The organism is Stenotrophomonas sp. YJH_SMC_48-3 (assembly GCF_059369375.1).
This window is the reverse complement of sequence record NZ_JCAFSQ010000008.1, coordinates 14,002-28,480: the sequence shown is the minus strand read 5'-3', so window position 1 is coordinate 28,480 and position 14,479 is coordinate 14,002. Positions and strand designations below refer to the sequence as shown.

Annotated in this window: 12 protein-coding genes; 5 read left to right on the top strand and 7 right to left on the bottom strand. The window is 66.5% G+C overall.

Annotated elements, in window-relative coordinates; translation table 11 throughout:
* Positions 1-13 precede the first annotated feature (13 nt).
* Positions 14-658, bottom strand: coding sequence for a histidine phosphatase family protein (locus AC5P65_RS13525; RefSeq protein WP_005408242.1), 645 nt, complete (start codon positions 656-658; stop codon positions 14-16).
* Positions 659-858: 200 nt separating this feature from the next.
* The gene (locus AC5P65_RS13520) at positions 859-3,021 is read right to left on the bottom strand and encodes a S46 family peptidase (protein ID WP_111097983.1); all 2,163 of its coding nucleotides are present in this window, start codon (positions 3,019-3,021) and stop codon (positions 859-861) included.
* Positions 3,022-3,533: 512 nt separating this feature from the next.
* Between AC5P65_RS13520 and tdh the strand changes: the two genes are divergently transcribed.
* Positions 3,534-4,556 carry an L-threonine 3-dehydrogenase gene (gene tdh / locus AC5P65_RS13515; RefSeq protein ID WP_026346966.1) on the top strand — a complete coding sequence of 341 codons (1,023 nt, stop codon included), beginning with the start codon at positions 3,534-3,536 and terminating at the stop codon, positions 4,554-4,556.
* 185 nt (positions 4,557-4,741) lie between these two features.
* On the opposite strand, the gene AC5P65_RS13510 is transcribed toward tdh, so the two are convergent.
* Entirely contained in the window at positions 4,742-5,437 is a 696-nt protein-coding gene (locus AC5P65_RS13510) for a TorF family putative porin (protein WP_021202258.1), read from the bottom strand.
* A gap of 200 nt (positions 5,438-5,637) precedes the next feature.
* On the opposite strand from AC5P65_RS13510, the gene kbl reads away from it, so the two are divergent.
* Positions 5,638-6,846: a glycine C-acetyltransferase gene (kbl, locus tag AC5P65_RS13505; protein WP_021202257.1), complete on the top strand. Its 1,209-nt coding sequence runs from the start codon at positions 5,638-5,640 to the stop codon at positions 6,844-6,846.
* Between the two features lie 118 nt (positions 6,847-6,964).
* On the opposite strand, the gene AC5P65_RS13500 is transcribed toward kbl, so the two are convergent.
* From AC5P65_RS13500 to AC5P65_RS13485, 4 genes are all read right to left on the bottom strand, one after another.
* The gene (locus AC5P65_RS13500; protein ID WP_019659556.1) at positions 6,965-7,300 is read right to left on the bottom strand and encodes a hypothetical protein; all 336 of its coding nucleotides are present in this window, start codon (positions 7,298-7,300) and stop codon (positions 6,965-6,967) included.
* Positions 7,301-7,384: 84 nt separating this feature from the next.
* Positions 7,385-8,194, bottom strand: a complete 810-nt coding sequence (locus AC5P65_RS13495; RefSeq protein ID WP_019659557.1) for a pseudouridine synthase — start codon at positions 8,192-8,194, stop codon at positions 7,385-7,387.
* 20 nt (positions 8,195-8,214) lie between these two features.
* On the bottom strand, positions 8,215-8,721 hold the full coding sequence (locus tag AC5P65_RS13490) for a hypothetical protein (protein ID WP_014646073.1): 507 nt from the start codon (positions 8,719-8,721) through the stop codon (positions 8,215-8,217).
* A 220-nt stretch (positions 8,722-8,941) separates the two neighbouring features.
* Positions 8,942-10,033 (bottom strand): OmpA family protein, encoded by a 1,092-nt coding sequence (locus AC5P65_RS13485; protein WP_019659558.1) that lies wholly within the window; start codon positions 10,031-10,033, stop codon positions 8,942-8,944.
* A gap of 358 nt (positions 10,034-10,391) precedes the next feature.
* On the opposite strand from AC5P65_RS13485, the gene AC5P65_RS13480 reads away from it, so the two are divergent.
* The 3 genes from AC5P65_RS13480 to AC5P65_RS13470 all read left to right on the top strand — a co-directional run bounded on the left by AC5P65_RS13480 (position 10,392) and on the right by AC5P65_RS13470 (position 14,384).
* On the top strand, positions 10,392-11,411 hold the full coding sequence (locus AC5P65_RS13480; RefSeq protein WP_111099334.1) for a zinc-binding alcohol dehydrogenase family protein: 1,020 nt from the start codon (positions 10,392-10,394) through the stop codon (positions 11,409-11,411).
* 173 nt (positions 11,412-11,584) lie between these two features.
* Positions 11,585-12,214, top strand: coding sequence for a membrane protein YczE (gene yczE / locus AC5P65_RS13475; RefSeq protein WP_111099335.1), 630 nt, complete (start codon positions 11,585-11,587; stop codon positions 12,212-12,214).
* A gap of 139 nt (positions 12,215-12,353) precedes the next feature.
* Positions 12,354-14,384 (top strand): NADPH-dependent 2,4-dienoyl-CoA reductase, encoded by a 2,031-nt coding sequence (locus tag AC5P65_RS13470; RefSeq protein ID WP_111099336.1) that lies wholly within the window; start codon positions 12,354-12,356, stop codon positions 14,382-14,384.
* Positions 14,385-14,479: the final 95 nt, after the last annotated feature.

Below are 14,479 nucleotides of genomic sequence, written 5' to 3'. Positions count from 1 at the left end.
GGTGGTTCGGGAATCAGAGGGCGCGGTGCTTGGCTTCGCCGAAGAACGGCGTGTGGTGGGCGCAGTCGTTCAGGCGCACCACTTCCAGGCTGTCCAGGTCGGCGCCTTCGAGCAGGTTGAGCGTGGTCGGTGCCTGGCGGAAGGTCCACAGCCGGGAAAGCGGCAGGCCCAGCACCTTGCACAGGATCACGCGGTTGACCGCATCGTGCGCAACCACCAGCAGGGTGTCGTGCTCGCCGAGGCCTTCGGTGGCGCGGGCCAGGCCACGCCAGCTGCGCTCCAGCACCAGGCGCAGCGATTCGCCGCCGGGCATCAACACCGTATCCGGCTCCTCGCGCCAGGCCTGCAGGCGCGACGGATCCTTCTCGTGGATCTCGCTGGCCAGCAACCCTTCCCATTCACCGTGGGCGATTTCCTGCAGCTCCGGCTCGGTCAGCAGCATGTCGGCGCGGGCGGCGCCAAGCGCCAGCTGCGCGGTCCGCTGCGCGCGCGACAGCGGCGAGGCGACGGCACGGGTGATGTCCACCGAGGCCAGGCGGGCACCCAGGGCCTGGGCCTGGGCTTCGCCGATCGGCGAAAGCGGGATGTCGATCTGGCCCTGGTAGCGGCCTTCGGCGTTCCACGGCGTTTCGCCGTGGCGGGCAAGCAGGATGCGCATGCGTGCAAGGGGTCCTGGGGGGAGGAGGTTTCCGCGTTTCGTTCACATCCTGTGAAGCACGCGGAACAGGGATGATACCTGTTCGGCGCACCGGGCCGGGCCGGGCATGAAAAAACCCCGCGACGTGGGTCGCGGGGTTTCGGAATTCCCGGCCATCGGGTCGTGTTTGCCGGCCAGCGGCCGGCACTATCGCAACCGGTTTATTTCGCCAGGTTCAGTTCCTTCAGCAGCTGCGGCGCCGGCGCCACTTCCTGCATGATCCACTGCATGTAGCGGCTGTCGACGGCGATCATGCGGGTCATCACCGGGTCGAACACCCAGTTGGAGCTGACCGATTCCCAGTTGCCATCGAAGGCCAGGCCGACCAGCTTGCCGTTGGCGTCCAGCACCGGCGAACCCGAGTTGCCGCCGGTGATGTCCAGGTTGGACAGGAAGTTCACCGGCACCGAACCGATGCGCTTGTCTTCCAGGCCGCCGTAACGCTTGGCCTTGACCGCATCGAGCAGCGCCTTCGGCGAATCGAACGGATCTTCACCGGTCTCCTTCGCCGCCACGCCTTCCAGGGTGGTGAACGGGGTGTACGTCACGCCGTCCTTGCCATAGCCCATGACGTTGCCGAAGGTGATGCGCAGCGACAGGTTGGCGTCCGGGTAGACAAACTCACCCTGGCTCTTCTTGTAGTCGGCCACGGCCTGCAGGTACAGCGGGCGCGCGGTCAGCGATTCGCCTTCGCGGATCTTCTTCTGCTCTTCCTGCTTCAGCAGTGCCGGCATGACAGCCACGGCGTACTGGATGGCCGGATCGCTGCTGGCTTCAAACGCGGCACGGTCGGCCTTGAACCACTTCAGGCGTGCATCCAGGCTGCCCAGCTCGGTGCCCGACAGCTTGGCCACCACCGACTTCACCGCAGCGGCATCGCTGCCGGCCAGCCACTTGTTCAGCACGTCATTGTCGCGCTGCGCGGCCGGCAGGGCCACGTACTGCTCCAGCCAGTAGGCCTGCAGCTGCTGGTCCATCTTCGCCACGTAGCGACGATCCATCTGCTTCAGGCCACCTTCGATGGTGGTCAGGTCGCGTTCCTGGTAACCGGCTTCGCGTTCGGCATCCGGCTTGCTGCGCTCGATCGACAGGCGGTACAGGGTGATCGCCGCGCCAACGGCCGAGGTGTTGTTGAACTGGCCGACGAACAGGTCGCGTTCGCGGGTGGCCTTGCTGGTATCCAGATGCTTGAGCAGCTGCGCGTGTGCGGCCAGGGCCGGCTTGCCGGCAGCGCCCTGCTTCTTCAGCCACGCCAGCACGGCGGCTTCTTCAGCCTGCTTCTGGCCAGCGGCGTCGATGCGCTTGAAGCCTTCCAGCTGGCCCAGGTAATTCTTGGCCACGTTGTTCATGCTGGCGGCGGTGGCGGCGTACTTCACCTTGACGTCGGCGTCGGCCTTGCCGGCGTCGGCGATCAGCTTCAGCACCGCGTTGTAGTGCTTGGCGATGGTCGGGTAGGTGAAGCTGGCGGTTTCGTTGAACTCACCGGCCAGCGCGTAGCGGTTGGTGCGGCCCGGGTAGCCGGCCACCATCACGAAGTCGTCGGCGCCCAGCGGCTGGTCGGCGAACTTCAGGAAGTGCTTGGGCTGGTACGGCACGTTGTCGGCGGCGAAGGCGGCCGGCTTGCCGTCCTTGCCGACGTAGGCGCGGTAGAACGAGAAATCGCCGGTGTGGCGTGGCCACATCCAGTTGTCGACGTCGCCGCCGAACTTGCCGACGCTGCCCGGGGGCGCGTAGACCAGGCGCACATCCTTGATTTCCATGTTGCGGAACAGGCGGTAGGTGTTGCCGCCGGAGAAGCTGTACAGGCGGCAGCGGAAACCGGCATCGGCCTCACAGGCGGCAACCTGGGCCTTGTCGAAGGCGTCCAGCGCGCGGCTGCGGGCCAACGGGTCATTGCCGGCGGCGGCGATGGCGGCCTTGGCCTGGGCGGTGACGTCGGTGATCTGGTCGAGCACGAACACGCGGGCGTTCGGGCCGGCGCTCAGTTCGTCCTTCAGGGTCGGCGCGTTGAAGCCGTCCTTGATCAGGTTCTTCTGCGCGGTCGAATTCAGCTGGATGGCGCCATACGCGCAATGGTGGTTGGTGACCACCAGACCCTGCGGCGAGACGAAGCTGGCGGTGCAGCCGCCGAGGGCGACGACCGCGCCCATCGGGTCGCCGGTCAGGTTGGACAGCTGCTGCGGGGACAGCTTCAGGCCGGCCTTCTGCAGCGGGCCGGCGATTTCCGGCAGCTGCTGCGGCACCCACATGCCTTCAGCGGCATGGGCGACCTGGGCCAGCCCGAGGCTGGCGACGATGGAAAATGCAAGCAGGTTCGAGCGCATGGAGCGGCCCCTGGTAGTGGAACCCTCGATTGTAGCCCGCCGCCCTGCCCCGGCCCGAACCCCGGAAGTCATGCAATCAGGTGCCTCCACCGTTCAGCGTTTCCATTGCGATCGGTCAGAGGCGAGAGGCCAGGCCGATGCAGGACACGCCGTAAACCCCGCTCCGCGGCCCGGCCCAGCCGCTGGCGGCTGTGCGTTCTGGCGCTTGCGAAGCAGTGCTTCGCAAGCAAAGCGCCCTCACCCATGGGGGCTCGGTCGCGCCATCCATGGCGCTTACGGTCCTGCATCGGCCTGGCCTCTCGCCTCCCCACAGTCCCCTGGCCTCGGACGGTAGCGCCGAGCCATGCCCGGCGAGCGAAGCGGCGCTGCTGTCTGCAGCACGTTCGAAACGCCCGCCTGCGCACGCCTTTCGTTCCGCCAAAGCACCCGCAGCGCAACATGGGAATTCCGTCCGGCACCCTATAATCCGCGCTTTCCCCCTGATGAGTTCCACCCCGATGGCGCAGCAAACGATGAAGGCCCTGGTCAAGCGCGAAGCAGCCAAGGGCATCTGGCTGGAAGAAGTTCCGGTGCCGACCCCCGGCCCGAACGAGGTCCTGATCAAGCTGGAGAAGACCGCGATCTGCGGTACCGACCTGCACATCTACCTGTGGGACGAGTGGAGCCAGCGCACCATCAAGCCGGGCCTGACCATCGGCCACGAATTCGTCGGCCGCGTCGCCGCGCTGGGCTCGGCAGTGACCGGCTATGAGATCGGCCAGCGCGTCTCGGCCGAAGGCCACATCGTCTGCGGTCATTGCCGCAACTGCCGGGGCGGCCGCCCGCACCTGTGTCCGAACACCGTCGGCATCGGCGTCAACGTCAACGGCGCGTTCGCCGAATACATGGTGATGCCGGCCAGCAACCTGTGGCCGATCCCGGACCAGATTCCGTCGGAGCTGGCCGCGTTCTTCGATCCTTACGGCAACGCCGCGCACTGTGCGCTGGAATTCGATGTGATCGGGGAGGACGTGCTGATCACCGGTGCCGGCCCGATCGGCATCATCGCCGCCGGCATCTGCAAGCACATCGGCGCGCGTAACGTAGTGGTGACCGACGTCAACGACTTCCGCCTGAAGCTGGCCGCCGACATGGGCGCTACCCGCGTGGTCAACGTGGCCAACCAGTCGCTGAAGGACGTGATGAAGGAACTGCACATGGAAGGCTTCGACGTGGGCCTGGAAATGAGCGGCAACCCGCGCGCTTTCAATGACATGCTCGACTGCATGTACCACGGCGGCAAGATCGCCATGCTCGGCATCATGCCCAAGGGCGCCGGCTGCGACTGGGACAAGATCATCTTCAAGGGCCTGACCGTGCAGGGCATCTACGGCCGCAAGATGTACGAGACCTGGTACAAGATGACCCAACTGGTGCTGTCCGGCTTCCCGCTCGGCAAGGTGATGACCCACCAGCTGCCGATTGACGATTTCCAGAAGGGCTTCGACCTGATGGAAGAAGGCAAGGCCGGCAAGGTCGTGCTCAGCTGGAATTGACCCGAAGGGTCAATTCCCCCGCATGTTTCCTTATCCCCGCGCCTTTGGCGCGCCCCCTTGAACAACAAGGGGGCTCTTCCCCAGATGGGATCAAGAACACCGCGGAACTGAAAAAGGCGCCCGATGGGCGCCTTTTTCGCAATGCGTGCCAGGCAAGCCTGGCACCTGCCGTAACGCCTGCGGCGTTACTTGCCGACGGCCACGCTCAGCATCACCCGGCTGTGGGCCAGCTTGCCGGAGTTGTCACGGCCGTTGCCATCGGTGCCGTAGTAGCCCAGGCCGACGTTGAACAGGCCGAACTGGCGCGCGACGCCGACGTTCCAGTCGGTGTAGTCCTTGGCGATGCCGTCCTCGAAGGTGCTGCGACCGACGTTGGCATTCAGCGTGAAGTCTTTCGGCAGGCCCCAGCTGCCGCCCAGGCCGAAGTACCAGCCATCGGTGCTGCTGTTCCAGACATCGTTGGTGTAGGCCACCGTCAGCTTGTAGGTCTCATCCAGCGTGGTGGTGGTGATCAGCTCGTTGTAGTTCAGCTCGCTGGCACCGAGGTAGGTGTAGCGGTTCAGCAGGGCGTCGAAATTGACGCGGGGCGTGACGTCAACTCCATAGCCGATCTGGTAGTCGACCTCGGTGCTCGGGTCGCCCGGACCGAAGTCGACGCCCGAACCCCAGACACCGGCATACAGGCCGACCGGCGAGGTGTAGGTGAACCCCGCCTGCAGGGTCGGCTTTTCGTCGGTCTGTGAGACACCACGGAACAGGTAATCGGAAACGGCGGTGACGTTCCAGCTGTACGGCGATTCGTCTTCCTGGGCACTGGCGGTGAACGGGGCGGCCATGGACAGGGCAGCGGCAATGGCGAGGCAGGCACGGGCGTGCTTCATGAGCGTCTCCGGTGGGGGCGGTGGCGTGGCGCGGAAGGCGGGGCGGCCGGAGCGGGACAGCGCCGGTTCACGAATTTTTAACCCGTTTGCTATTGCGATGCAACATGTGTCCGCTCTGGTGACGCCGCAACTGCGCCGGTTGGCAAGCGGCGATGCCCGGTAGAATCAGCGGTTTCCCCGCTCAGAACCGTGCCCACGCCATGACCGACCCCTCCTCCGCCCTGACCCGCCACTACGCCGAGGAACTGGACGCCATCCGCGCCCAGGGCCTGTTCAAGTCCGAGCGGATCATCACCAGCCCGCAGTCGGCCGAGATCACCCTCGACGACGGCCGCACGGTGCTGAATTTCTGTGCCAACAACTATCTGGGCCTGGCCGACCACCCGGACCTGATCCAGGCCGCCAAGGACGCGCTGGACAGCCACGGCTTCGGCATGGCGTCGGTGCGCTTCATCTGCGGCACCCAGGACCTGCACAAGCAGCTGGAGAAGCAGATCGCCGATTTCTTCGGCAAGCAGGACACCATCCTGTACGCGGCCTGCTTCGATGCCAATGGCGGCCTGTTCGAGCCACTGCTTGGCGAGAATGACGCGATCATTTCCGACGCACTGAACCATGCGTCGATCATCGACGGCGTGCGCCTGTGCAAGGCCAAGCGTTTCCGCTACGCCAACTGCGACATGGCCGACCTGGAAGCCCAGCTGCAGGCCGCCGATGCCGCCGGCTGCAAGACCAAGCTGATCACCACCGACGGCGTGTTCTCGATGGACGGCTTCATCGCGCCGCTGGACGAGATCACTGCGCTGGCGAAGAAGTACAACGCGCTGGTGCACATCGACGAATGCCACGCCACCGGTTTCCTTGGCGCCACCGGCCGCGGTTCGGCCGAGGTCAAGGGCGTGCTGGAGAAGATCGACATCATCACCGGCACCCTGGGCAAGGCCATGGGTGGCGCACTTGGCGGCTTCACCTGCGCCAGCGCCGAAGTGATCGAACTGCTGCGCCAGCGCTCGCGCCCGTACCTGTTCTCCAACTCGCTGCCGCCGCACGTGGTGGCCGCAGGCATCAAGGCATTCGAAATGCTGGCCGCCGCCGACGACCTGCGCAGCACGCTGGCCGAGAACACCGCCTACTTCCGCGAAAAAATGACCGCGGCCGGTTTCGACGTGAAGCCGGGCGTACATCCGATCAGCCCGGTGATGCTGTACGACGCGCCGCTGGCACAGAAGTTCGCCGAGCGCCTGCTCGAAGAAGGCATCTACGCGATCGGTTTCTTCTTCCCGGTGGTACCCAAGGGCCAGGCGCGCATCCGCACCCAGATCAGCGCCGCGCACAGCCGCGAGCATCTGGACCGCGCGATCGATGCATTCACGCGCATCGGCGTCGAACTGGGCGTGGTCAAGGGCTGACCGCACCGGGGTCGGATCCCCAGGGGTAGCGCCGGGCCATGCCCGGCGATTTCCCGAAAGCCGCGCCATGCGCTCGCCGGGCACGGCCCGGCGCTACCGAAATGACGCGCGACGCGCGTCACTTCTTTTTCTTCTTGCCCTTCGGCTCGTCCTTGCTGGCCACCACCACCGGCTTGGCGGCGGCATCCTGGCCATTGCCCTTGGCTACGCGGATACCGTTGGCCTTCATCCAGGCATCGAACTCATCGGCGGTCATCTTCTTGTCGCCGTTGCTCATCAGGAAGCGGTAACTGCCGCGACCATCCAGCTCCGGGGTCTTCACTTCCACCACCGGGGTCTCGGCCGGCGTTTCCGCCTTGGCCACCTTCTTGTGGCCACCACAGGCGCTCAGCAGCACCATCGGCAGCAGCAGGCCTGCGCAGCGCAGGGTTTGATTGAGGGTCAGGTGGTACATGGCAGGCTCCGTTCGGGATATTCGACAGCCAGGCGCCCCCTACGCCTGGAACGGCGGCCGGCAAACGCCGGCCACGGGCGATGATCAGCCCGGTGCAGCGGCCCCCAGCCGCTGCTGGTCGCTGACCTGCAGGACCCGCCACTGGCCCTTGCCGAGATCGCCGAGCTGCAGCCCGCCGATCGCGACCCGGACCAGGCGCAGCACCTGCAGGTCGAAGGCCGCCAACAGGCGGCGGATATGGCGATTGCGGCCCTCGTCGAGGACCACCTCCAGCCATGCGGTCTTGTCGCCACTGCGCAGTACGCGCACGGCACGGGCGGCGAGGAACTCGCCCTCGTCCTCCACGCCGGCCCGCAGTGCCGCCAGCGTCGCGTCATCGGGCAGGCCATCAACCTGCACGTGGTAGGTCTTGTCCGGCCCGGTCTGCGGGTCGGTCAGGCGCGCCGCCCACTGCGGATCGTTGCTGAACAGCAACAGCCCTTCACTGGCCTTGTCCAGGCGCCCGACCGGCGCGATCCACGGCAGCCCCGCGCCATCGAAACAGCGGTAGACGGTGTCGCGGCCGCGCTCGTCCTGCGCGGTGGTCACTACCCCGCGCGGTTTGTTGAGCATCAGGTACAGGCGCTGTGGCGCGCCCATGGGCTGGCCATCGACCTCGATCGGCGGCACCGGCTGGCCAATCGGAAATTCCGGGTCGCGCACGATCCGGCCGGACACGCGTACGCGGCCTTCGGCAATCCAGCGCGCGGCCTCGCTGCGCGAGCACACGCCGGCCTTGGACAGTACGCGCGCCAGGCCATGGCGGACACCGGCGGAAGCGGCAGCGGAAGTCGCACGCCCACGCGGTGCGTGGGAGCGGGCAGCGGGGGCAGCAGGTGGGCGGCGCGTGCGCAAGCCTCTGCTCCCCGCGGTGCTTATTTCTTGTCGACCGGCTTGGTCTCAGCCGGTGCTTCAGCCGCCGCCGGCGTGGCGGCCGGGGCCGGACGCGCCTTGACCACGCGCACACCGCGCGCCTTCATCCAGGCGTCGAACTCTTCGGCGGTCATGCGCTTGCCGTTCTGGCTCATGTCGAAGCGCCAGGGCGTGTTGTCGAATTCGGTCTGCGGCTTGTAGGCCGCCGGATCGTTCGGCTTCACCGCCGGTGCGCTAGGGATGGCCTTGGCGATGTTCTGGCAGCCGTCGATGCGCAGGCGCTGCAGCACCTGGTCCAGCGACTGCGACGGATCGTAGTTGCTGCTCAGCACACCGGCCGGCATGCCCAGCTGGTTGCCACGGATGTACAGCTCGTCGGCCACCGGCGCGATGGTCGTGGCCGGCAACGGCAGCGGCGAGGCGCTGGTGTTGACCGAGCAATCGACCGCAGCGTGGGCGGCGGGAACCAGGGCCAGCGCCAGGAAGGCGGCCGATGCAGAGCGCAGCATGAGGGGCATCCAGGAAAGGAAGGGACGCGGCGAGTTTAGCAATGCCGCGACAGCTTTCAAGCGCCACTTTCAATGAATACGGCAACTCATTGGTTTTAAGGATAAAAACCCGACGAACGGTTACTTGCAGACCACCAGATGCCTGGATTGAGTGCCCCAGAAACAACAAGACCCGGCCGAAGCCGGGTCCTGCTGTGTCCTACTGGCAGAGCGTCAGAACTTAGTTCTGGACGTTCAGCTCGGTACGACGGTTCTTGGCGCGACCTTCCGGGTTGTCCGAACCATCCGGGTTGGTGTTCGGAGCAATCGGACGGCTCTCGCCGTAGCCGATCGGGCCGACCAGGCGACCGGCGTCAACGCCGTTCTTGGTCAGGTAGTTGTACACGGCGGTGGCGCGACGCTCCGACAGCTTCTGGTTGTAAGCGTCGGTACCCTTCGAGTCGGTGTGACCGGCAACTTCAACGCGCAGATCCGGGTAACGCTTCAGGATCTCGGTAGCTTCGCTCAGGATCGCCACGGCGTCCGGACGCAGGTTCGACTTGTCGAAGTCGAAGTTGACGCCCTTCAGGTCGATGGAGACCGGCACCGGGCAACCGTCCGGACCGATGGTCTGACCCGGCTGCGAGTTCGGGCACTTGTCGTCGCAGTTGTTGACGCCGTCACCGTCGTCGTCCAGATCGGCGCAGCTCGGGGCAACCGGAGCCGGAGCCGGAGCAGCCGCGACCGGAGCCGGGCCCAGCGGGATCACGACGCCGACCGAAGCCAGCACGTCACCGAACCAGTCTTCGTTCGGAGCAGCAACGCTCTGGTCGTCGAAGTCAGCGCGGTAAGCCACTTCGGCGCGGACAGCAACGCGCTTTTCGAAGGTGGTCTGCAGGCCGACGCCCAGCTTGGCGGCAACGTTGCCGTCCTTACGCTGGCGCGGACCGTTGGCATTCAGCGCCGGGTACTCTTCTTCCGACTTCTGGTAGCCCAGGCCACCGACGATGTACGGGTTCCAGCCGCGGCCTTCCTTGATGAAGTGGCGACGCAGGTCCAGCGAGACGCCGTACTGCGACCAGTTCAGGTCCTTGTTCGAATCAAAGTTCGGGTTCTGATAGTTCAGCTCACCGTCCAGCGACCAGTTCGGGCTGATGAACTTGCCCAGGCCCAGGGTCACGAACGGAGCATCATTGGTCAGACGGTCGCTGTCCTGGAAGTTGAAGCCGGCCGAACCGGTCAGGTACCAGCGGTCATCGAACTCCTGCGCCGAAGCTGCCTGGGCGAAAGCCAGGCCGCCCAGCAGCGCGGCAGTAAGGATCTTCTTGTTCATTGAGTACAGCTCCTATTTCGGGGGTATGAAACCGGTAGAGGCATGGGCCAGCACAAGTGCGTCGATGTACGACAGCCGATTCAGCACGCCACCGCCGCGAACATTATGCTCAGGCGGGTGAAGGCCATGTTAACAGTCCCGTAACATGTGAAGTGTCGCGCCCGACCGTCCATCGGTCCGACGTTGAAACCCTATACAGGATGATGAAAATCCGCAAGACCCTCACGCTGCAAGGGTTTGACGGGGTTTAGGCGTTGGAAACGACACATTGCGCAGCGCGCTGCGATGAGCAGTTCAGCGTCTCTGCGAAAAGGTGAGGAACCTTATGATGGAAACCACGAACCCAGCCGGAGCCGTGATGAAAGCCGTCGCCCTGAGTCGTGAGTCCGCCCCCGCGCTGTGCGATATCCGCCTTCCTCCGCCGCTGCCTCCACGGGGGCGCGACCTGCTGGTGCGGGTCGAGGCGATTTCGGTCAACCCGGTCGACGGCAAGCAGCGTGCCAGCACGGATCCAGCCACGCTCCAGGCACCTCGCATCCTTGGCTGGGACGCGGCCGGCGTAGTGGAGGCGATCGGCGACGAGGCCAGCCTGTTCGCGTCCGGTGATGAGGTCTATTACGCCGGTGATGTCACCCGCCCGGGGTGCAACGCGCAGTACCAATGGGTGGACGAACGTCTGGTCGCGCGCAAACCCACCACGCTGGATTTCGCCGAGGCCGCGGCACTGCCGCTGACCACGCTCACTGCCTGGGAACTGCTGTTCGAGCGCATGCCCCTGCGGCTGGATGATTGCCGCCACGCCGGCCAGAACCTGCTGGTGATCGGCGGTGCGGGCGGCGTCGGCTCGATGGCGATCCAGCTGGCCCGCCATGCGGGTTTCGAGGTGATCGCCACTGCGTCGCGCGAAGCCTCGGCCGACTGGTGCCGGCAGATGGGTGCCCGGCACGTGATTGATCACCGGCAGCCGCTCCAGGCCCAGCTGCATGCGCTCGGCATCGACGCGGTGCAGGTCGCACTCAACCTGGCCGACACCGACCGGTACTGGGATGCGCTGGGCCAGCTGCTGGCGCCGCAGGGACATGTCGGGCTGATTGTCGAGCCACGTGGCCCGCTGCGCATCGGCGATCCCTACAAGGCCAAGTGCATCGGCATCCACTGGGAATTCATGTTCGCGCGCTCGCGCTTTGCCACCGCCGACCGCATCGAACAGCACCGCATCCTCAGCCGCGCCGCCAGCATGATCGATGCTGGCCAGCTGCGCGGCACGCTCAGTGAGTCACTGGGCACGATCAATGCGGCAAATCTGGACATTGCGCATCAGCGCCTGGCCAGCGGACGCACGGTGGGCAAGCTGGCACTGGTGGGCTGGGACGACTGAAGCGTCATGTAGAGCCGAGCCCATGCTCGGCTGATGGTGCCAGGCAAAGCAGCCGAGCATGGGCTCGGCTCTACAGATTCCGCCTGTAGCGGCGGATTGGTCGGCATCTGTATCTATTGAAGTGACTGAATCGGGATTACGGTGGAAACAGATTCCTCTCCCCCGAGCCCACCGTGCCCACCGCCCTGCCCCTGCGCCTGCTGCAACTGATCACCGGCCTGTTCCTGTACGGCTTTGGTGCTTCGCTGATGATCCGTGCCGCCATCGGCGTGGCGCCGTGGGATGTGCTGTCACAGGGCATCGCCGCGCAGACCCCGCTCTCGTTTGGCCTGGCCACCAATGTGATTGGCGCACTGGTGCTGCTGCTGTGGTGGCCGCTGCGGCAGAAGCCGGGCGTCGGCACCGTGCTCAACGTGATGCTGATCGGTCCCTCCGCGCAGTTCGGGCTGTGGCTGCTGCCGCCGGCCGTCGGCCTTGGCTGGCAACTGACGATGTTCTGCGCGGGCATGCTGCTGGTGGCATTGGCCACCGGCCTGTACATCGGCGCCCGCCTCGGCCCGGGTCCACGCGATGGCCTCATGACCGGCCTGCATGCCCGCACCGGCTGGGCGATCTGGAAGGTGCGCAGCCTCATCGAAGGCAGCGTGCTGCTGCTGGGCTGGTGGCTGGGCGGCAACGTCGGCCTCGGCACCCTCGCCTTCGCCCTGCTGATCGGCCCGCTGTGCGGCGTCACCCTGGGCTGGTTCGGGATCGGCCGCCGCCCGGCCGTGCCGACCGCAGGCCGACAACCACAATCGCCCTGAGTTGACCCGAATGCCGGCCAGCGGCCGGCGCTACCGCCCCCCGAGTTCGGGGGCAGCGCTGCAGGCGCGATCCAGCGGCCCTTGCCCCGGCCGCCATTTCGCGGCACGCTTCGCGCTTCCGTACGCAAGCGTATCGACCATGCCGCCAGCCAACGAAAGCGCCTATCCCCATCTGTTCGCCCCGCTGGATCTGGGCTTCACCCAGCTGCGCAACCGCGTCCTGATGGGCTCGATGCACACCGGACTGGAAGATCGCGCCCGCGACTTCCCAAGGTTGGCGGCCTACTTCGCCGAACGCGCCGAGGGCGGCGTTGGCCTGATCGTCACCGGCGGCTTCGCACCGAACGTGGTGGGCTGGCTGAAGCCCTTTGGCGGCAAGTTGTCCTGGCCCTGGGAGGTACGCCCGCACCGGCAGCTCACCGCCGCCGCGCACCAGCACGGCGCGAAGATCTGCCTGCAGCTGCTGCACGCCGGCCGCTATGCCTATCACCCGCTGTCGGTGGCACCGTCGAAGCTGAAGGCGCCGATCAACCCGTTCACCCCGCGCGCGCTGTCGGCCAGTGGCGTCGAGCGGCATATCGCCGACTACGCGCGCAGCGCGAAGCTGGCCCGCGAGGCCGGCTACGACGGGGTGGAGGTGATGGGCTCGGAGGGCTACCTCATCAACGAGTTCATTGCCCCGCGCACCAACAAGCGCTCCGACCGCTGGGGTGGCGACGCCAACCAACGCATGCGCTTTGCAGTGGAGATCGTGCGCCGCATCCGCGAGGCCTGCGGCCCGGACTTCATCATCATCTACCGCCTGTCGCTGGTCGACCTGGTGGACGACGGCAGCAACTGGGACGAGATCGTGCAGCAGGCGCAGGCCATCGAGGCGGCTGGCGCGACGATCATCAATTCCGGCATCGGCTGGCACGAGGCGCGCATTCCGACCATCGCCACCTCGGTGCCGCGTGCGGCCTTCGCCGGTGTCACCGCCAAACTGAAACCGCATGTGACGCTGCCGCTGGTGGCGACCAACCGCATCAACATGCCCGACGTCGCCGAACGCATCCTCGCCGGCGGCGGCGCCGACATGGTGTCGCTGGCACGTCCGCTGCTGGCCGACCCGCAATGGCCCAACAAGGCCCGTGCAGGCCGCGCGGAAGCGATCAATACCTGCATCGCCTGCAACCAGGCCTGCCTGGACCACGTGTTCGAGAACAAGCTGGCCAGCTGCCTGGTCAATCCGCGCGCCGCGCACGAGACCGAACTGGTCTATCGCCCCACGCCCGCGCCGAAGAAGGTTGCCGTGGTCGGTGCCGGCCCGGCCGGCCTGGCCTGTGCCACTGTCGCGGCCCAGCGTGGCCACCAGGTCACCCTGTTCGATGCCCACGATGAGATCGGCGGCCAGTTCAACGTGGCCAAGCGCATCCCCGGCAAGGAAGAGTTCCACGAAACCCTGCGCTATTTCCGCCACAAGCTGGCCGAAACCGGCGTGCAGCTGCGCCTGAACACCCGCGCCGACGCGTCCAGCCTGGCCGGCTTCGACGAGGTGGTGCTGGCCACCGGCATCACCCCGCGCAAGGTCGATTTCCCCGGTGCCGATCACGCCAAGGTGGTGAGCTACCTGGACGTGCTGCTGGGACGGGTCGAAGTGGGCGCCACTGCCGCGATCATCGGCGCCGGCGGCATCGGCTTCGACGTCGGCGAATTCCTCAGCCACGCTGGCGAGTCGCCGTCGCTGGACCCGCAGCGCTGGATGGCCGAATGGGGCGTGGACGCCAGCTTCGAGGCACGCGGCTCGCTGGGCCGGCCCGAGGTCGAGCCGTCACCGCGGCGCCTGTGGCTGCTGCAGCGCAGCGCCGGCAAGCCCGGCGCGCGACTGGGCAAGACCACCGGTTGGATCCACCGCGCCACACTGAAGGCCAAGGGCGTGCGCATGCTCGGTGGCGTCGAGTACCTGGGCGTGGACGATCAAGGCCTGCGCATCCGCGTGGAAGGCAGCGAACAGTTGCTGCCGGTAGACCATGTGGTGATCTGCGCCGGGCAGGAACCGAACCGCGCATTGCAGGCCGAACTGCAGGCCGCCGGCATCAACGCGCAGCTGATCGGCGGTGCCGACGTGGCCGCCGAACTGGACGCGAAGCGGGCAATCGACCAGGGCAGCCGGGTGGCCGCCACGCTCTGATGAGCGCCTGAATGGGGGACGGAATGTGATTTCCGTCACCTCCGTCGAACCTGAATGTCAAGCCGGGCGGTTCACGATGCGTTCGGCTATTCCCC

Coding starts and splice junctions, on each gene's coding strand:
- AC5P65_RS13525 (WP_005408242.1), bottom strand. CDS start 658: ATGCGCATCCTGCTTGCCCGCCACGGCGAAACGCCGTGGAACGCCGAA.
- AC5P65_RS13520 (WP_111097983.1), bottom strand. CDS start 3,021: ATGCGCTCGAACCTGCTTGCATTTTCCATCGTCGCCAGCCTCGGGCTG.
- tdh (WP_026346966.1), top strand. CDS start 3,534: ATGAAGGCCCTGGTCAAGCGCGAAGCAGCCAAGGGCATCTGGCTGGAA.
- AC5P65_RS13510 (WP_021202258.1), bottom strand. CDS start 5,437: ATGAAGCACGCCCGTGCCTGCCTCGCCATTGCCGCTGCCCTGTCCATG.
- kbl (WP_021202257.1), top strand. CDS start 5,638: ATGACCGACCCCTCCTCCGCCCTGACCCGCCACTACGCCGAGGAACTG.
- AC5P65_RS13500 (WP_019659556.1), bottom strand. CDS start 7,300: ATGTACCACCTGACCCTCAATCAAACCCTGCGCTGCGCAGGCCTGCTG.
- AC5P65_RS13490 (WP_014646073.1), bottom strand. CDS start 8,721: ATGCTGCGCTCTGCATCGGCCGCCTTCCTGGCGCTGGCCCTGGTTCCC.
- AC5P65_RS13485 (WP_019659558.1), bottom strand. CDS start 10,033: ATGAACAAGAAGATCCTTACTGCCGCGCTGCTGGGCGGCCTGGCTTTC.
- AC5P65_RS13480 (WP_111099334.1), top strand. CDS start 10,392: ATGAAAGCCGTCGCCCTGAGTCGTGAGTCCGCCCCCGCGCTGTGCGAT.
- AC5P65_RS13470 (WP_111099336.1), top strand. CDS start 12,354: ATGCCGCCAGCCAACGAAAGCGCCTATCCCCATCTGTTCGCCCCGCTG.